Annotated in this window: 18 protein-coding genes; 8 read left to right on the top strand and 10 right to left on the bottom strand. The window is 71.0% G+C overall.

Features of this window, described 5'->3' with window-relative positions; translation table 11 throughout:
* Positions 1–54 precede the first annotated feature (54 nt).
* Positions 55–702, bottom strand: a complete 648-nt coding sequence (locus tag ABZV34_RS25575; protein ID WP_356280993.1) for an HAD family hydrolase — start codon at positions 700–702, stop codon at positions 55–57.
* 68 nt (positions 703–770) lie between these two features.
* Here ABZV34_RS25575 and ABZV34_RS25570 point away from each other — a divergent pair, with 68 nt between their 5' ends.
* Together ABZV34_RS25570 and ABZV34_RS25565 are read left to right on the top strand one after the other, a co-directional pair.
* Positions 771–1130 (top strand): hypothetical protein, encoded by a 360-nt coding sequence (locus ABZV34_RS25570; protein ID WP_356280990.1) that lies wholly within the window; start codon positions 771–773, stop codon positions 1128–1130.
* Between the two features lie 79 nt (positions 1131–1209).
* Entirely contained in the window at positions 1210–1578 is a 369-nt protein-coding gene (locus ABZV34_RS25565; protein ID WP_356281098.1) for a hypothetical protein, read from the top strand.
* Positions 1579–1661: 83 nt separating this feature from the next.
* Here ABZV34_RS25565 and ABZV34_RS25560 read toward each other — a convergent pair whose 3' ends face one another.
* The 3 genes from ABZV34_RS25560 to ABZV34_RS25550 form a co-directional block, all read right to left on the bottom strand.
* Positions 1662–2159 carry a GNAT family N-acetyltransferase gene (locus ABZV34_RS25560; protein WP_356280987.1) on the bottom strand — a complete coding sequence of 166 codons (498 nt, stop codon included), beginning with the start codon at positions 2157–2159 and terminating at the stop codon, positions 1662–1664.
* Positions 2160–2205: 46 nt separating this feature from the next.
* Entirely contained in the window at positions 2206–2712 is a 507-nt protein-coding gene (locus ABZV34_RS25555; protein ID WP_356280984.1) for a sigma-70 family RNA polymerase sigma factor, read from the bottom strand.
* A gap of 73 nt (positions 2713–2785) precedes the next feature.
* Complete coding sequence (locus ABZV34_RS25550; RefSeq protein WP_356280981.1) at positions 2786–3979, bottom strand: glycerophosphodiester phosphodiesterase; 1194 nt, start codon at positions 3977–3979, stop codon at positions 2786–2788.
* Between the two features lie 344 nt (positions 3980–4323).
* On the opposite strand from ABZV34_RS25550, the gene ABZV34_RS25545 reads away from it, so the two are divergent.
* The gene (locus tag ABZV34_RS25545; RefSeq protein ID WP_266697787.1) at positions 4324–5013 is read left to right on the top strand and encodes a lysophospholipid acyltransferase family protein; all 690 of its coding nucleotides are present in this window, start codon (positions 4324–4326) and stop codon (positions 5011–5013) included.
* 90 nt (positions 5014–5103) lie between these two features.
* On the opposite strand, the gene ABZV34_RS25540 is transcribed toward ABZV34_RS25545, so the two are convergent.
* The 5 genes from ABZV34_RS25540 to ABZV34_RS25520 form a co-directional block, all read right to left on the bottom strand.
* The gene (locus ABZV34_RS25540; protein ID WP_356280978.1) at positions 5104–6666 is read right to left on the bottom strand and encodes an MFS transporter; all 1563 of its coding nucleotides are present in this window, start codon (positions 6664–6666) and stop codon (positions 5104–5106) included.
* 2 nt (positions 6667–6668) lie between these two features.
* Complete coding sequence (locus tag ABZV34_RS25535; protein WP_356280975.1) at positions 6669–7214, bottom strand: helix-turn-helix domain-containing protein; 546 nt, start codon at positions 7212–7214, stop codon at positions 6669–6671.
* 96 nt (positions 7215–7310) lie between these two features.
* Positions 7311–8282: an aldo/keto reductase gene (locus tag ABZV34_RS25530; RefSeq protein ID WP_356280972.1), complete on the bottom strand. Its 972-nt coding sequence runs from the start codon at positions 8280–8282 to the stop codon at positions 7311–7313.
* 230 nt (positions 8283–8512) lie between these two features.
* Complete coding sequence (gene argH / locus ABZV34_RS25525) at positions 8513–9946, bottom strand: argininosuccinate lyase (RefSeq protein WP_356280969.1); 1434 nt, start codon at positions 9944–9946, stop codon at positions 8513–8515.
* Positions 9947–10045: 99 nt separating this feature from the next.
* Entirely contained in the window at positions 10046–11239 is a 1194-nt protein-coding gene (locus ABZV34_RS25520) for an argininosuccinate synthase (protein WP_356280966.1), read from the bottom strand.
* Positions 11240–11401: 162 nt separating this feature from the next.
* Here ABZV34_RS25520 and ABZV34_RS25515 point away from each other — a divergent pair, with 162 nt between their 5' ends.
* The 5 genes from ABZV34_RS25515 (at position 11402) to ABZV34_RS25495 (ending at position 16108) form a co-directional block, all read left to right on the top strand.
* The gene (locus ABZV34_RS25515; protein ID WP_356280963.1) at positions 11402–11989 is read left to right on the top strand and encodes a pyridoxamine 5'-phosphate oxidase family protein; all 588 of its coding nucleotides are present in this window, start codon (positions 11402–11404) and stop codon (positions 11987–11989) included.
* A 3-nt stretch (positions 11990–11992) separates the two neighbouring features.
* Positions 11993–12682, top strand: a complete 690-nt coding sequence (locus ABZV34_RS25510; protein ID WP_356280960.1) for a L,D-transpeptidase family protein — start codon at positions 11993–11995, stop codon at positions 12680–12682.
* Positions 12683–13082: 400 nt separating this feature from the next.
* Positions 13083–14462, top strand: a complete 1380-nt coding sequence (locus ABZV34_RS25505) for a ferredoxin reductase family protein (RefSeq protein ID WP_356280957.1) — start codon at positions 13083–13085, stop codon at positions 14460–14462.
* A 19-nt stretch (positions 14463–14481) separates the two neighbouring features.
* Positions 14482–15327: an FMN-binding protein gene (locus ABZV34_RS25500; RefSeq protein WP_356280956.1), complete on the top strand. Its 846-nt coding sequence runs from the start codon at positions 14482–14484 to the stop codon at positions 15325–15327.
* A gap of 43 nt (positions 15328–15370) precedes the next feature.
* Entirely contained in the window at positions 15371–16108 is a 738-nt protein-coding gene (locus tag ABZV34_RS25495; RefSeq protein WP_356281095.1) for an FAD:protein FMN transferase, read from the top strand.
* Between the two features lie 155 nt (positions 16109–16263).
* Here the strand turns inward: ABZV34_RS25495 and ABZV34_RS25490 are convergent, their stop codons facing one another.
* Positions 16264–16800, bottom strand: coding sequence for an arginine repressor (locus ABZV34_RS25490; protein ID WP_356280953.1), 537 nt, complete (start codon positions 16798–16800; stop codon positions 16264–16266).

Genomic DNA, 16800 nt, shown 5'->3' with positions numbered 1-16800 from the left:
GGAGTGACTCGGCCCGGAACCGCTGTCCGCATCGTGGACAGCGGTGGACACTTCTCAGCCGCGGACGGAGATCTCCACACCCCCGTCCGTGACCAGCGCGGACAGGGCCGAGAGGTCCTTCACCACGAGGTCCGCGACCAGCTCGGACGCCGTATGGGTTGTGGCCAACGCCACGGTGGTCATGCCGGCGGCGCGGCCCGCCTGGAGGCCGGCCGGGGCGTCCTCGAAGACGACACAGCGGGCCGGGTCGACTCCCAGCTCACGGGCGGCGAGGAGGTAGGGCTCGGGGTCGGGCTTGCCGCGGGTGACGTCGTCGGCGGAGACCAGGGTCTTGGGCCGGATGCCGACCTCGTCGAGCCGGGCCTCGGCCAGCCGCCGGGTGGCGGAGGTGACGACGGCCCAGCGCTCGGCGGGCAGCGAACCGAGGAAGGCGGCGGTTCCGGGCAGCAGCCGGACGCCGCCCGGAACGTCCTCGACCTCCAGCTGCTCGATGCGTGCCAGGGCCTCGGGGACGAGGTCGGCGGGCAGCAGGTCGGCGGCTATCTCGACGGCGGGGCGGCCGTGCAGTTCGATCCGGGCGAAGTCCTCGGCGGTGATGCCGTACTCCCGCGCCCAGCGCGTCCAGCAGCGGTTCACCGACTCGAGGGACGAGACGAGGGTTCCGTCGTTGTCGAACAGCAGGGCGTCAGCGTGGATCTTCATGTCCCCGACCCTACGGGGCGGCCGGGGGCGAGGGCATCGGGCCTTTTGGCCCGTAATAGGGTCACGGCATGCTTGATGCCCTGACGGTCGCGACCGCCGTCGCCGCGCTCGCGCTCGCCGCCTGGTGCGGCTGGGCCGCCTTCCGTGATCAGCCCACCAAGGACTGGCACTTCATCGGCATGGCCGTGGTGTCACTGCTCGCCGCGGTCCAGCTGGTGATCGGCATCGTCCAGCTGGTCCGCGGCGAGAAGGCGGAGCAGGGCACGACGATCTTCGTGGCCTATCTGCTCGGGGCCTTCGTGTGCGTACCGGCCGTAGCCTTCATGTCGCTGACGGAACGCACCCGCTGGGGTTCGATCACGGTGGCGGCCGGCGGCGTGGTGCTCGCCGTCCTCGAAGTGCGCCTGTACGACATCTGGGGAGGCTGACGTGACGAAGGCCGAGGTCACCGTGACCGAGGAAGAGACGACCGGGCGGAAACGGACGCGGCTCATCAGCGGTCCGGGCATGCTGCTGGTCTGGCTGTACGGGGTGATGGTCGTCGGCGCCGTGTCGCGTTCCGCCGTGCAGATCTCGACGGAGTTCGACAAGGCCCCGCTCGCCTACTCGCTGTCGGCGGTGGCCGGCCTCGTCTACGGCTTCATCACGTACTCGCTCGTCCGGGGCGGCGAGAAGGCCCGAAGGGCGGCGCTGGTGTGCTGCGCCGCCGAGCTCGCGGGTGTCCTGATCGTCGGTACCTGGACGCTGGTGGAGCCGTCCGCCTTCCCCGACGCCACCGTGTGGTCGGACTACGGCATGGGGTACCTGTTCATTCCGGTGCTGCTGCCGCTGTCGGCCATGTACTGGCTGCGTGGGCGTACCGCGGGGAGCCGCTAGTCCGACCGCGGGCCGGCGGAGGTGCGTACCGCCGGTCGCGGGTCTCCCGGCCCCTTGTCGCCGCGCCGGCCGGGCGGGCGTGGCTACGCCGTCGTCGCGTAGGTCTCCGCGGGCTTCTCCAGCACGATCACGGTGACGCCGTCGTCGCCCTTCGAGGTGCCGACCGTCTCGTAGCCCACGCTTCGGTACAGCCGCAGGTTGCCGCCGCCGCGCTGACCGGTGTGGAGCTGGATCCTCTTGGCGCCGCGCTCTCCCACCAGGACCGCTTCGGCCGCGCGCAGGAGCCGGGCGCCGATCCCGTGACGCTGCATGCGCGGGTGGACGATGAGCTTGTTGAGCCGGGCCGTGCCGTCGGGGTCCACGGTTCCGCGGACCGAGGCCACCACCTCCTGCCCCAGCCGGGCCACCAGGACCGTACCGTCCGCCAGCTCCGACCTGAGGGAGTCGAGCGGCTGCGTGAGCGGCTCGATGCCGTAGTCGCCGGACAGCTCGGCCTCGTTCTGGTAGCAGAGGTACTGCAGCTTGAGGATCTGCTCTGCGTCCTGCTCGGTCGCCCCCGAGATGGTCACGCTCATGCCCATGTGTGCATGCCTCCCGCTCACTTGTTCCACCAGTTGTTCCCCACTCCTATCCCCGTGGTCCGCGGGCCGCAACCACCGGTGCCAGCAATCGCCGCAGACATCCCAGACATCTGGAACGTTCTGGACCAAGACTGCCCTGTGAGATACCCAACTCACCCGCGATCTCACGGTAGGTGAGGTCTCTTGGGGAGAGCAGTGCCGCCATGAGGCGCGGGCAGCGGCCGGGCAGCCGGCGCACGGCGGCGTGCAGTGCGCGGCGGGAGTCGGCGGTCAGCGCGCGCTGCTCGGGGCCGGGCCCGCCCGGATCGGCGGGTTCGGAGCCGTACGGCTGTTCCCGGCGGGCCGTACGGCGGGCGCGGCGGGCCTCGGAGCGCACCGCGCGGCGCAGCCATCCCTGGGGGTCGGCGGGCGGGCCGGCCGAGTCCAGGCGCTCCAGGAGGCGGAGCCAGACGGCCTGTTCGAGGTCGCTCTGTTCGGTCCCGGTCGCGTGCGCCTCCGCCGAGGCCTCGGCGACGAGCAGCGGACGCAGCGCGGAAACCATCTCGTGGGTCATGTGCGGCGGGACGCGGCCGCCCCGGCGGAAGGTTGCCGGGACGGCCGGGTGTCACCCCATCGGGGTGCCCGGATCATCCGTTGACGAAGTCCTCGCGGGCGAGGAGCGCGGTGTCCGCGTTGTCGGAGAAGACGCCGTCGATGCCGGTGGCGAAGTAGGTCCGGAAGGCGCCGAACGCGTCGCCGTAGGCGTTCGGGTCGGTGCCCCGGCGGAAGTCGGCGGGCAGGAAGACGTTCTCGTTGCGCATGGTGTAGGGGTGCAGGATCAGGCCCGCGCGGTGCGCGTCGGCGACCAGGGTGGTCGGCGTGGTGAGGGCGCCGCTCGCGTCCTTGGGGATGACCAGGTCGAGCGTGGGGCCGATGCCCTGGGCGTACGAGGCCAGCCACTTCAGGCCCGCGGGCTTGACGAGGTCCGCGACCGTGCGCGGGTCCCCGGTCGCGACAAAGTCCCAGGGACGGGTGTTCGCCGCGGAGAGCAGGACGACGAGCGGGTTGTCGACGAGCTTGTCGAGGCGCTGGATGCTGCTCGGCTCGAAGGACTGGATGATGACGGGCGAGTTCTTCCCGTCCTTGCCGTGCTTGCGCAGCACCTTGGCGAGGCGCTCCTCGAGGCTCAGACCGAGCGCCCGGAAGTAGGTGGGGTGCTTGGTCTCGGGGTAGATCCAGACCTGCTTACCGCGCTTGCGGGTCTGCTCGTCCTGCCACTGGAGGACCTCTTCGAAGGTGGGGATCTCCCAGCGGCCGTTGTAGAGGGTGTTGTTCGGGCGGTTGGCGGGGATGCGCTCGACGGCCCGCAGGGTCTTCAGCTCGGCGAGCGTGAAGTCCTCCGTGAACCAGCCGGTGGTGGGGACGCCGTCCAGGGTCTTGGTGGTCTTGCGGCCGGCGAACTCCGGGTGCGCCGACACATCGGTCGTTCCGCCGATTTCGGGCTCGTGCCGGCAGACGAGGTGTCCGTCCTTGGTGGGGACCAGGTCGCCCGCCTCGACGACGTCGGCCCCCAGGTCGAGCGCCAGCTGATAGGAGCCGAAGGTGTGTTCGGGCCGGTAGCCGCTGGCGCCGCGGTGTCCGATCACGGTCGGCTTCGGCAGACTCCGGTACCCGCGGCCGTGACCGCCGCCCCCGTGGCGCTCGTCGGCCCGCGCGGCGCCGGACAGTCCGAGGACCGCTCCGCCCGCGCCGAGCACGGCGGCCCCGAGAAGTGCCCGCCGCGCAGTGCCCCGGCCCTGCCCGTTCGACTCCTGCGACTCCTGTGACTCCTGCGTCCCCATGTGCGCTCCTCCTGCGTACCCGCCCTGCACCTGTCAAAGCGCGTCGATCGTAGGGGCCCTTGCGTGACGGGAGGGAGACCCGGGGCGGAACACCTGGGCTCCGCCCGATGGCGTACGGGAGGCGGGTGGTGACGGATCGTCGGGCGGGGGGCGGCCGACCGGGGGGCTTGCGCCGTCCGGGGGCGACTTCCGTCACATCGTGTCGAACGGGTGACACATGCTCGACCGCAGGCCACGGCAGGTAAACATTGGTCAACAGTGCGTGTCCGGGCCGTGAACCCGATGTGCAATCACCCGGGACCCGCGAGTATCGTCCTCACCTGCACAGACTCATACCGAATCCCTTGACACCGGAGGGCCCGTTGTCCCGCTTCGTGCTCATCAAGGCAGTGCTCGGACCGATCATGCGCCTGATGTTCCGCCCACGGGTGGAGGGCGTGGAGCACATCCCGGGCGACGGTCCGGTCATCCTGGCCGGCAACCACCTCACGTTCATCGACTCGATGATCCTGCCCCTGGTCTGCGACCGGCAGGTGCTCTTCATCGGCAAGGACGAGTACGTCACCGGCAAGGGGTTCAAGGGCCGCCTCATGGCCTGGTTCTTCACCGGCGTCGGCATGATCCCGGTCGACCGGGACGGCGCCAACGGCGGCGTCGCGGCGCTGATGACCGGCCGTCGCATCCTGGAGGAGGGCAAGGTCTTCGGCATCTACCCGGAGGGCACCCGCTCCCCCGACGGACGCCTCTACCGCGGTCGCACCGGCATCGCCCGGCTCACTCTGATGACCGGCGCGCCGGTCGTCCCGTTCGCGATGATCGGCACCGACAAGCTGCAGCCCGGCGGTGCCGGGATGCCGCGTCCCGGCCGGGTCACCGTCCGGTTCGGCGAGGCCATGGAGTTCTCGCGGTACGAGGGTATGGACCGTGACCGCTATGTCCTGCGCGCCGTGACCGACTCGGTGATGACCGAGGTCATGCGGCTTTCGGGCCAGGAGTACGTCGACATGTACGCCACGAAGGCGAAGGCGGCGTAGGGACGGGGCAGCCGCACCGGCGAAGCGTCGTCGGTGCCGCGACAGGCGACGCCCGTACGGAGGAACGTCGCCTGTCGTCGTGCTAGATCGCTAGATCCCGCTCTCCAGTTTCTGACCCTTCAGCAGGAACCAGGCCGCTGCCGCGGTGGCGAGCAGTACCGCCGCTCCGATGCCCGAGGCGAAGGCCAGGCCGTCCACGAAGGACGTACGGGCCGCGTCCAGCAGTGCCTCCGAGGTGTGCGCGGGGAGCGCGGCCGCCGCCTCCACCGCGCCGCCGAGGGACTCGTGAGCTCGGGCCGGGGTGCCGGCCGGCCCGGTGAAGCCCGCGTACACGCCTGTGACGATGGAGCCCAGCAGGGCGATACCGAGGGCGGCACCGAGTTCGTACGCCGTCTCGGAGACCGCGGAGGCCGCGCCGGCCTGCTCCTTGGGCACGCTGGAGAGGATCACGTCGGCGGTGACGGTGAACGAGAAACCCGCGCCGACGCCGACGGCCAGCAGCGCGGTGCCGAGCAGCGAGTAGCCGGTGGACTGGCTCAGCAGGGTGAGCGCGGCGAGCGCGAGGCCGACCGCGGCGAGCCCGCCGGAGACCACGGCACGCACCGAGTACCGCCGGGCGGCCGAGCCCGCGACCAGACCCGCCCCCACCGCACCGATGGCGGCGGGCAGTTCGGCCAGGCCCGCCTCGAACGGCCCCCGGCCCTGCACCAGTTGCAGATACTGCGAGAGGAAGAAGACGAGTCCGGACATCCCGAAGACGGTCAGCAGATCGGCGGCCACGGCCGCCGAGAAACCCCGGTTGCGGAACAGTCGCATGTCCAGCAGAGGTATCGGCATGCGGAGCTGGCGCTGTACGAACCCGTACAGGGCCCCGGCACCGAGCACACCCACGGCCACCGGCTGCCAGGCGAACCCGTGCATGGCCAGTTCCTTCACCGCGTACACGATGCCGATCATGCCGACGAGCGAGAGCGCGACGCTGGCCAGGTCCCAGGGACCGGGGTTCGGGTTGCGCGACTCGGGCAGCAGCTTGATGCCGACGGGCACGAGGACGAGCATCACGGGCACGTTGATCAGGAAGACCGAGCCCCACCAGAAGTGTTCGAGCAGGAAGCCGCCGACCACGGGTCCGACCGCGGTACCGGCGGACGCCGTGGCGCCCCAGATCCCGATGGCGAGGCTGCGTTCGCGCGGGTCGTGGAAGAGGTTGCGGATCAGGGCCAGCGTGGCGGGCATCAGGGTCGCGCCCGCGACACCGAGCAGCGCCCGCGCCAGGATCATCAACTCCGGTGTCGTGGCATAGGCGTTGAGCACGGATATCGCGCCGAACACGGTGGCGCCGATCAGCAGCAGCCGCTTGCGGCCGATGCGGTCACCGAGGCTGCCCATGGAGACGAGCAGGCCGGCGATGACGAAGGAGTAGACGTCGCCGATCCACAGGAGCTGGGTGCCGGAGGGCTCCAGGTCCTCGCTGATGTAAGGGGTCGCGAGACCGAGCACGGTCGCGTCGACGGCCACCAGCAGCACGGCGAGTACGAGGACCGAGAGCGCGAGCCAGCGGCCCGGTCGCTTCTCCGCCTTCGCCGTGTACTCGCCCGCCTTCCCAGCCTCGTCCGAGCCGTGGACACCCCCGTGCCGCAGGGTGCTGGTCATGATCACTCTCTCCGTAGCGCGCCGCCGAGCAGCAGCTCGACGATCATGAAGGTGAAGTCCTTGGTGGCGACCCGCCCCTCCAGCACCGCCCAGGCGCCCGAGGCGATCAGCCCGTAGAGCGCCTCGGTGAGCCAGGCCGGGGTGAGGTCGATGCGGAATTCGCCGCTGTCCTGGCCGCGCCGGAACAGCGCGGCGATACGGGCGTCGAGCCGGGCCCAGCCCTCGTTCTGCTCCTCGCCCTCGAACAACTGGTTCTCGGTGTAGAGGAAGGCGAGGAGTCCGGCGGCCTTCTCCAGCTCGCGCACCAGACGGCGCAGCGCCTCCTGCGCGGTGCCGTCGTCGAGGCGGGCGGCGTCCAGGGCCGCCTCGCACTCCTCGATGCCGAGCGCCTCCAGCGCCCGTACGAGCGCGTCGCGCCCGGCGAACTGGCGGTGCAGCGTGGCCCTGCTGATCCCGGCCGCTCGGGCGACCTCGTCCATCGTGGCGGTGGATCTGCGGGTGAGGAGGGCCGCTGCACTGCGCAGCACGTGGTCACGGTCGACAGCCATGAGACAAGGGTAACCCATATGAGACACTCATGTCTCATCGGAAGCGTTGACGTCTCACACATCCCCCGCTCGGCCGGGGTCGGGGTTCCTCAGTCCTCAGTGCCAGGGCAGCCGCGCGCGGCGCTCCCAGTACGCCCCCGGCTCCTCGGCGAGGGCGTCGAGGCGGGCCAGCCGGTCCTGGCCGAGATCGACGACGGCGGCGTGCAGGTTCGAGGCGAGCTGGCCCGCGGTGGCCGCGCCGGAGAGAACGACTCCGGCCCAGGGCCGGCACAGGACGAAGGCGAGGGCGACGGCGTCCGCGCCCAGCTCGGTCTGCGCGGCCACGGCGGCGACGGCGTCCGGCACGCGCCCGGTGGCGAGGCGGCCGTTGGCCATGGCCTCCTTGACGATCACCGTGAGTCCGGCGTCGTGCGCCTCGGCGAGCGCGGGCGCTGCCGAGGTCTCGAGAACGTTATACGTGGACTGGACGGTACGGAAGAGGGGTGCGCCGTCGACGGTCACGGCGAGCGCGGCGCGGATCGCGTCGGCCTGCGCCGGCCCGCTCGTGGAGAAGCCGATGGAGAGGCCCCCGGCCGCGGCTTCGGCCAGCTCGGCGTGGAGTTTCCTGTCGGTGAGGGCCGGGCTGTCCGGGGTCACCGAGTGGATCTGGTAGAGGTCGAGCCGGTCACCGAGCAGCTCCGCGGTCTCGGCGCGCTGCCGCTCGTAGGTGGCGAGATCGTGGTCCTTGACCTCGTGCGCCTCGGCGTCGGTGCGCCAGTCCGCCGTGTAGGTGTAGCCCCACTTGCTGCCGACCACGACGTCGTCGACGCCGGGACGGGAGCGGAGCCAGTCGGCGAGGAACTCCTCGGCGCGGCCGTACGAGCGGGCCACGTCGTAGTAGCGCACGCCCTGCGCGTAGGCGGCGTCGAGGAGTTCGTGGGCGCGCTCACGCAGGGCGTCGACACTGCGTACGGCCGGGAGGTCGTCCTCGCGGCCGAGGGTGATGTAGCCGGGGCGGCCCACCGCGGCCAGGCCGAGCCCGATGTGCGCGGTGGGAGTCGTGGCTGAGGCGAGGCGGGCGAAGGGCATCGCGGGCTCCGTTTCGATCGGCTCCGTACGGCTCCCGACCAACGTAACCCGCGATGCCCCCGCCCCACCGGACCCACCGCTTCTTCCGCCCGGCGCTGCCACTTCCTGCCCGACAGCGCTCGAACTTGCCCAGCGTCGCTCACATTTGCCCGGCACTAACTGTTCTCGGCCGGAGGCTGATGTCGGCCGGAGGTTCGCTCAGGTCCGGGGCCGACCGTTCCCGGACCGCGTCACTTCTTCCGCTTCGCCGTGGCCCAGGTGTGCTGTGCGCTCACGTCGGACCTGATCTCCGCGAGCTGCACGGCGACCGCGCTCGGCGCCGTACCGCCACGGCCGTCGCGGGAGGCGAGCGCGCCCGGCACGTTCAGGACGGACCGCACCTCGGGGGTCAGCTGCGGGGAGATCTTCGCGAACTGCTCGTCGCTCAGGCCGTCGAGCTCGATGCCCTCGGCCTCGGCGACCTTCACGCACTCGCCGGCGACCTCGTGCGCGACACGGAACGGCACGCCCTGCCTGACCAGCCACTCGGCGATGTCGGTGGCGAGCGAGAAGCCGGCCGGGGCCAGTTCCTCCATCCGCTCGCGGTGGACGGTGAGGGTGGCCATCATGCCGGTGAAGGCGGGGAGCAGGACCTCCAGTTGGTCGCAGGAGTCGAAGACCGGCTCCTTGTCCTCCTGGAGATCGCGGTTGTACGCGAGGGGCAGCGCCTTGAGCGTGGCCATCAGGCCCGTCAGATTACCGATGAGGCGCCCGGACTTGCCGCGCGCCAGCTCCGCGATGTCCGGGTTCTTCTTCTGCGGCATGATCGACGAGCCCGTGGAGAACGCGTCGTGGAGCGTGACGAAGGAGAACTCCTTCGTGTTCCAGATGATGACCTCCTCGGCGATCCGGGAGAGGTTCACACCGATCATCGCGGTGATGAAGGCGAACTCGGCGGCGAAGTCGCGGGACGCCGTGCCGTCGATCGAGTTCGCTGCCGAGCCGTGCTCGAAGCCGAGGTCCTTGGCGACCGACTCCGGGTCGAGGCCGAGGGAGGAACCGGCCAGCGCGCCCGAGCCGTAGGGCGAGACGGCCGTGCGCTCGTCCCACTGGCGCAGGCGCTCGGCGTCCCGGGACAGCGCCTGGACATGCGCGAGGACGTGGTGCGCGAAGAGCACGGGCTGCGCGTGCTGGAGGTGGGTGCGGCCGGGCATCGCGACGTCCGGGTGGGCCTCGGCGAGGCCGATCAGCGCGTCCTGGAGGTCGGCGGCCAGGCCGCCGATGATCCGGGCGTGGTCGCGCAGGTACATCCGGAAGAGGGTGGCGACCTGGTCGTTGCGGGAGCGGCCGGCGCGCAGCTTGCCGCCGAGGTCCGGGCCGAGACGCTCCAACAGGCCGCGTTCCAGGGCGGTGTGGACGTCCTCGTCGGCGACGGTGCCGACGAAGGAGCCGTCCGCCACATCGGCTTCGAGCCGGTCCAGGCCTTCGAGCATCCGGGTCAGCTCGTCGTCCGAGAGGAGGTCCGCCTTGTGCAGCACGCGCGCGTGGGCACGCGATCCGGCGATGTCGTAGGGCGCCAGCCGCCAGTCGAAGTGGACGGACGCGGACAGCCTGGCCAGGGCCTCGGCGGGACCGTCGGCGAAACGGCCGCCCCAGAGCCGTACGTCACCGCTGTTGCTGCTCACTTGCGTTGCTCCTCAAAGATGGCGGTGTGCGACCGCCTCCGCACCCAGGAAAGTGAGGAGGCGGCCGTCAGGCTAGTGCGTACGGGGTGGGCTTCGGTGTCACCCCAGGTCGCGCTTGGCGGCGATCTTCGACGACAGCCCGTAGATGTCGATGAAGCCCTTGGCGGCCGCCTGGTCGAAGGTGTCGCCCGTGTCGTAGGTCGCCAGGTCGAAGTCGTAGAGCGACGCGTCGGAGCGCCGGCCGGTGACGACCGCGCGCCCGCCGTGCAGGGTCATCCGGATGTCCCCCTCGACCTGCCGGCCGGCCTCGTCGATGAAGCCGTCCAGCGCGCGCCTGAGCGGGGAGAACCACTGGCCGTCGTAGACGAGTTCGCCCCAGCGCTGTTCGACCTGCCGCTTGTAGCGGGCCAGTTCACGCTCGACCGTGACGTTCTCCAGCTCCTGGTGCGCGGTGATCAGCGCGATCGCGCCCGGAGCCTCGTACACCTCGCGGGACTTGATGCCCACGAGCCGGTCCTCGACCATGTCGATCCGGCCGACGCCCTGGGCGCCGGCGCGCTCGTTGAGCTGCTGAATGGCCTGGAGGACGCTGACGGGACGGCCGTCGACGGCGACCGGCGCGCCCGCCTTGAAGGAGATGACGACCTCGTCGGCCTCGCGGGGTTCGGCCGGGTTCGCGGTGTACTCGTAGATGTCCTCGATCGGCGCGTTCCAGATGTCCTCGAGGAAGCCCGTCTCGACGGCCCGGCCGAACACGTTCTGGTCGATGGAGTACGGGGACTTCTTGCTGGTGGCGATCGGGAGCCGGTTCGCCTCGCAGAAGGCGATCGCCTTGTCGCGGGTCATCGCGTAGTCACGGACCGGGGCGATGCACTTGAGGTCGGGGGCCAGGGCGACGATGCCGGCCTCGAACCGCACCTGGTCGTTGCCCTTGCCGGTGCAGCCGTGCGCGACCGTGGTGGCGCCGTGCTTGCGCGCGGCGGCGACGAGGTGCTTGACGATCACCGGCCGGGAGAGCGCGGAGACCAGCGGATAGCGGTCCATGTAGAGGGCGTTGGCCTTGATCGCCGGGAGGCAGTACTCGTCGGCGAACTCGTCCTTCGCGTCCGCGACCTCGGCCTCGACGGCACCGCAGGCGAGCGCGCGCTTACGGATGACGTCCAGGTCCTCGCCGCCCTGGCCGACGTCCACGGCGACGGCGATGACCTCGGCGCCGGTCTCCTCGGCGATCCAGCCGATGGCGACGGAGGTGTCCAGACCGCCGGAGTAGGCGAGTACGACGCGCTCGGTCACGGGATTCTCCTTCGCAGTGCATCCGCTGGTATGCATGAGTATGCAGAACCCTGCATGATTCGTCAATCGAGACTCACCCTCGGGGGCCTCGGGACGTCCCGGGGTGAACACGCCGGGGAAATCCTTAGACAAGCGAAGCACCTTGCCCGATAATCGTTAGACATGGGAAAGACTTATGAACGCATCGACGGCCGGCTGCGCACGTTCATCGAGGCCCAGCCACTCTTCTTCACCGCGACCGCGCCGCTGTCCCCGGACGGCACGATCAACCTCTCCCCCAAGGGCGTCACCGGTTCGTTCGCCGTGCTCGACGAACGAACCGTGGCCTACCTCGACTTCGCCGGCAGCAACGCGGAGACCATCGCGCACCTGCGGGAGAACGGCCGGGTCACCCTCATGTGGTGCGCCTTCCAGGGGCCGCCGAACATCGTGCGGGTGCACGGCCACGGCGAACCCGTCTTCCGTGACGACCCGCGCTTCAAGGAACTGCTCACGCACTTCCCCGGCGTCGACCCCACCCCGCACGGCCTGCGCGCGGTCATCGTCGTGACGGCCGAGCTCGTCCGGGACACCTGCGGCTACGCGGTGCCCTTCATGTCGTACGACGAGGACCGCGACCTGCACGCCAAGCGCTTCGGCCGCGAGGACGACACCTCCCTGAACACCTACTTCAGCAAGAAGGAGCACATCGCGACGAGCCTGGACGGCCTACCCGGGCTGCCGCTCCCGCTGCCGCCCACTACCGTCTGAGCCATGCGCCTCGGAGCCGTCGCCCTCGCGTCCGCGTCCCTTCTCGCCCTCGCCCCGAGCGGGCCGCCGCCCCTGCCCGAGCAGCTCGCGGACACCGGCGGCGGCAGCCAGCTGATCACCGCACAGGCGCCGCGCGCCGACGCGACGTCGGGCACGCTCACCTGGTGGGACCGGCGCGACGGACACTGGGTGAGAACCGGGTCGGCGGTGGCGCGCTTCGGGGCCAGGGGGCTGGTCGAGGGCGGCTCACGCAGACAGAGCACGAACACGACACCCACGGGGCTGTACGGCCTCCCGTACGCGTTCGGCATCCGGAAGGCCCCGGACGGCACCCGCACCCCCTACCGCCGGGTGCGCCAGGAGTCCTGGTGGTGCGAGGACAACGACTCCCGCTCCTACAACCGCTGGACCGAGCCCCGCCCCGCCGACTGCCGGGCCACCGAGTCCGAGCACCTGATCACGTACGACCCGCAGTACGCGTACGCCCTCGTCGTCGGCTTCAACTACGACAGGCCGGTACGGGGTCGCGGCGCCGGCATATTCCTGCACGTCGACGGGCGCGGGGCGACCGCCGGCTGCGTGTCCGTGCCGGTGGAGGCCATGCGACGGATCCTCGCCTGGGTCGATCCCTCGCGAGCACCGCACATCGCGATCGGAACGACGGGAGGAGGCACCGCCCTGACCCGGTACTGAGGTGCCGGGGGCGACGAGGCGGACCTGCGGCTCGTCGCCCGGCGCTCTCGATGCCCGGCGCCCGGCACCAAGCGCCCAGTGACCGGGTCCAGGTGCCCACGTGCGTGTGCCCACAAGCGTGTGCCCACCCGTGTTGGCCCACTCGCGTTGACCCACCCACGTTGACCGACACCAATGTGCCAACACATGTGGGCCAACGTGCGTTCGCCGATGCGCAGCGTGCCGAATACCCGAATCGTCCCCGTCCGTGCGGCCACCTGCCCCGCCGGGGGCCACCGGCACTCACGGAATCGGGACCGGACTGCGCAGCCACTGAACGCACAGCCGTCGGCGCCCGTATCTCTGGGCCAGGGGACCCCTCCCCTCACCCCGTCCCCAACGGACGTCCACGGAGGAACCGTTGTCCACGATCGCCGGTGGCCGCGCCGCGCGGCGCCAGACCCTGCGCCGAATCCGCCCACGACGCTCCCCCGCAGTCCCCCTGCTGCTCGCCGTCTGGGCGGGCGCGGCCGGGGTCATCTGGCTGTGGTGGAGCAACACCCCGTCCATCGCGGACGACAACAGCAAGATCCTCAACGCGGGCCGCATCACGGGGCTGCTGGCCGGGTACCTGATGGCATTGGTGGTGCTGCAGATGGCCAGGGTGCCCGCCCTGGAGCGCCGGGTGGGCTCGGACCGGGTCGCGCGCTGGCACGCGATGAGCGGCCGGTACACGCTCTGCCTGGTCCTCGCCCACCTCGTCCTGATCATGTGGGGCTACGCGCTGCAGGCGGGCAAGAGCTTCGGCGACATCGTCCAGCAGACCATCGACTCGATCGACCAGTTGCCCGACATGGGCAAGGCGGCGATCGGCACCGGTCTGCTGTTCCTCATCGGTCTGCTCTCCATCGGCCCGGTGCGCCGCAGGATGGGCTACGACACCTGGTACCACATCCACCTGCTCACCTACGCCGCCGTCTTCCTGACCTTCTGGCACCAGCTGTCCACGGGCAACGAGTTCGCCGTCGAGCCGACCGCGAAGACCGTCTGGTACGGGCTGTACGGGTCGGTGACGGCGCTGGTCCTCTGGTACCGGATCCTCGCCCCGATCCGGCTGAACCTGAAGCACCGGATGCGGGTCGAGGCGGTCGTCGAGGAGACGCCCGGCATCGTCTCGGTGCTGATCAGCGGACGCAAACTGCACCGTATGGGTGCGGAGGCCGGGCAGTTCTTCCGCTGGCGCTTCCTCGCGCCGGGCATGCGGCTCAGCTCGCACCCGTACTCGCTGTCGGCGGCGCCGCGCCCCACCATGCTGCGCATCACGGTGAAGGCGATCGGCGACCACAGCTCCGCGCTGCGTGACCTGCGGCCCGGCACCCGGGTCTGGGCCGAGGGCCCCTACGGAGCGCTGACGGCGGCCAAGCGCAGCCGCGGCAAGGTCCTGCTGGTGGCCGGCGGTGTCGGCATCACGCCGATGCGGGCGCTGTTCGAGACACTGCCCGGCTCGGCGGGCGATCTGACCCTGCTCTACCGGGCCAACACCACCCAGGACCTGGCCCTGTGGGACGAGCTGGCCTCGATCGCCGAGGAGCGCGGGGCCCGGCTGATGTACGCGGTGAACAGTCCCGAGGGAGAGCGGCCGGACATCTCGGCGGAGACCCTGAGCCGGAAGCTGCCCGACATCGACCACCACGACGTCTTCATGTGCGGGCCGCCCGGCTTCGCGCAGCAGGTCTACGAGGCACTGCGCGGCGCGGGGGTCCCCGCCCGCCGCATCCATCACGAGTCGTTCGAGATGTGAGCGACGGGAGTCAGGAGCGATGAAGAAGAGCCACCCCATTCGACGTGCCGTGCTGGCCGGCGCCGCCACCGTGTCCGGGATCGTCCTGCTGCTGTCGCTGAAGCCCGCCTCCGATCCGGCGTCCGCGTCGGCGCAGGGCGCGGCGGCATCGCAGCAGTCGGCGGCGGCGCAGGAGTCGCCCCAGGGCGGCACCGCGCAGCAGTCGTCCTCGGGTGCCCGGACCGTCACCGGCGACGTGGCCCAGACCCAGTACGGCCCTGTCCAGGTCCGTGTCACCGTCAGCGGCGGCAAGGTCACCAGGTCCGAGGTCGTCCAGATCCCGAGCGGTGGCCGCAGTACCGAGGTGAGCAACAGCTCGGTGCCCAAGCTCAACCAGGAGGCCGTCGCCGCGGGCAGCGCCGACATCGACGCCGTGTCCGGTGCCACGTACACGAGTGCCGGGTACAAGAAGTCGCTGCAGTCGGCGCTCGACAAGGCGAAGGCCCAGGGCGGCGGGGCGTCGGGGTCGGCGGGGACCGCCGGTGCCGCGGGCCCGGCCGGCTCGGCGGGCTCGTCCGGTTCCTCCGCGGCACCCCAGGCTCCCGCCGCGCAGGCCCGCACCGTCACCGGAAACGTGGCCCAGACCCAGTACGGCGCCGTCCAGGTCCGTGTCACCGTCAGCGGTGGCAAGATCACCAAGGCCGAGGCCGTCCAGGCGCCCAAGGGCGGTCTGAGCGACCAGAAGACCGCGATGGCCGTTCCCAAGCTCAACCAGGAGGCCGTCGCGGCCGGAAGTGCCGACATCGACGCCGTGTCCGGCGCGACCTACACCAGTACGGGATACAAGCAGTCCCTGCAGTCGGCCCTGGACAAGGCCGGTGGCTGACCCCTCCCAGGAGCCGCACGCGCTGCGGCACGCAGAAGAAGTCATGGGTACCGTCTTCTCGTTCGACGTGCGCGGCGGCGAACCCGACGTCGTCCGGGCCGCGTTGGATGAGGCGGTGGCCGAACTCCACAAGGTGGACGAGGTGTTCAGCACCTATCGCGAGGACAGCCAGCTCTCCCGTCTGGCACGCGATGAGCTGAGCGTCGAGGAGTGCGATCCGGAGGTCGGCGAGGTGCTCGGCCTGTGCGCCGAGGCGGAGCGGCTGAGCGCGGGCTGGTTCAGCACGAGGTACGGGGGGCGGCTCGATCCGACCGGCCTGGTGAAGGGCTGGGCCACCGAACGTGCGGCCCGCCGCATGGCGGCGGCCGGCGCGAGCGGGGTGAGTGTGAACGGGGGCGGTGACGTCCAGCTGTTCGGAGTTCCCGGTTCCCACCGTCCCTGGCGGGTCGGCGTCTCGGATCCGCTGCGTCCCGGTGGGCTCGCGGCCGTGGTCTCCGCCGCCGGTGTGGACGAGCTGGCCGTGGCCACCTCCGGCACCGCCGAGCGCGGCGCCCACATCGTCGACCCGAGCACCGGCCGCTCCGCGGTCACCGACCTGGTCGCCGTGACCGTGGTGGGTCCCCGCCTGACCTGGGTGGACGCCTGGGCGACGGCCGCCTTCGCGATGGGTTCCCGCGAGGCCCTGAGCTGGCTGGAGTCCCTTCCGGACATCGAGGCCCTCCTCATCACGGCGGGCGACGAGGTGCGCTGCACCGGTGGGCTCGCCCAACGCCTGGGATGACCGGAGCGGCCCCATCAGGGGGCGCGGGGAACCGCGCGACCAGCCCGTGCGGTCCGCAGCCGAACACGAGCATGCGGACATAGGACATACGGCATACGGCATACCGAAAGGGAGGGGCACCCCCGGTCAGGGGTGCCCCTCCCCTCGCGACTCCGTCAGTGGTCGTTCTGGGCCAGCCGCAGCAGATGGTCTGCCAGCGCCTGCCCGCCCGTCGCGTCCCGGCTGATCAGCAACAGTGTGTCGTCGCCGGCGATCGTCCCGAGGATGTCGTGCAGTTCCGCCTGGTCGATCGCCGAGGCGAGGAACTGCGCGGCCCCCGGCGGGGTGCGCAGGACCACGAGGTTCGCGGACGCCTCCGCGGAGATCAGCAGTTCCGAGGAGAGCCGGCGCATCCGCTCCTCCTTCGCCGACTCCCCCAGGGGCACGCGCGGGGTACGGAAGCCGCCCTCGCTCGGCACCGCGTAGATGAGGTCGCCGTCGTTGTTGCGGATCTTCACCGCGTTCAGCTCGTCCAGGTCCCGGGAGAGTGTCGCCTGCGTGACGTTCAGCCCGTCGTCGGCGAGGAGCTTCGCCAACTGGCTCTGTGAGCGCACCGGTTGCCGGTTGAGGATGTCCACGATCCTGCGGTGGCGTGCGGTACGGGTCTGCGGCACGGCAGGCCCGGCATGCTCGTGGTCCTGCGCCTGACTCAT

Origin of the sequence: Streptomyces sp. NPDC005195 (genome assembly GCF_040608315.1) — a bacterium.
In the GTDB taxonomy this organism is placed as follows: Bacteria; Actinomycetota; Actinomycetes; order Streptomycetales; family Streptomycetaceae; genus Streptomyces; species Streptomyces kaempferi.
This window is presented reverse-complemented; position numbering and strand designations above follow the sequence as displayed.

Coding starts and splice junctions, on each gene's coding strand:
- ABZV34_RS25575 (WP_356280993.1), bottom strand. CDS start 702: ATGAAGATCCACGCTGACGCCCTGCTGTTCGACAACGACGGAACCCTC.
- ABZV34_RS25570 (WP_356280990.1), top strand. CDS start 771: ATGCTTGATGCCCTGACGGTCGCGACCGCCGTCGCCGCGCTCGCGCTC.
- ABZV34_RS25565 (WP_356281098.1), top strand. CDS start 1,210: ATGCTGCTGGTCTGGCTGTACGGGGTGATGGTCGTCGGCGCCGTGTCG.
- ABZV34_RS25560 (WP_356280987.1), bottom strand. CDS start 2,159: ATGGGCATGAGCGTGACCATCTCGGGGGCGACCGAGCAGGACGCAGAG.
- ABZV34_RS25555 (WP_356280984.1), bottom strand. CDS start 2,712: ATGACCCACGAGATGGTTTCCGCGCTGCGTCCGCTGCTCGTCGCCGAG.
- ABZV34_RS25550 (WP_356280981.1), bottom strand. CDS start 3,979: ATGGGGACGCAGGAGTCACAGGAGTCGCAGGAGTCGAACGGGCAGGGC.
- ABZV34_RS25540 (WP_356280978.1), bottom strand. CDS start 6,666: ATGACCAGCACCCTGCGGCACGGGGGTGTCCACGGCTCGGACGAGGCT.
- ABZV34_RS25535 (WP_356280975.1), bottom strand. CDS start 7,214: ATGGCTGTCGACCGTGACCACGTGCTGCGCAGTGCAGCGGCCCTCCTC.
- ABZV34_RS25530 (WP_356280972.1), bottom strand. CDS start 8,282: ATGCCCTTCGCCCGCCTCGCCTCAGCCACGACTCCCACCGCGCACATC.
- ABZV34_RS25515 (WP_356280963.1), top strand. CDS start 11,402: ATGGGAAAGACTTATGAACGCATCGACGGCCGGCTGCGCACGTTCATC.
- ABZV34_RS25510 (WP_356280960.1), top strand. CDS start 11,993: ATGCGCCTCGGAGCCGTCGCCCTCGCGTCCGCGTCCCTTCTCGCCCTC.
- ABZV34_RS25500 (WP_356280956.1), top strand. CDS start 14,482: ATGAAGAAGAGCCACCCCATTCGACGTGCCGTGCTGGCCGGCGCCGCC.
- ABZV34_RS25495 (WP_356281095.1), top strand. CDS start 15,371: ATGGGTACCGTCTTCTCGTTCGACGTGCGCGGCGGCGAACCCGACGTC.
- ABZV34_RS25490 (WP_356280953.1), bottom strand. CDS start 16,800: ATGAGTCAGGCGCAGGACCACGAGCATGCCGGGCCTGCCGTGCCGCAG.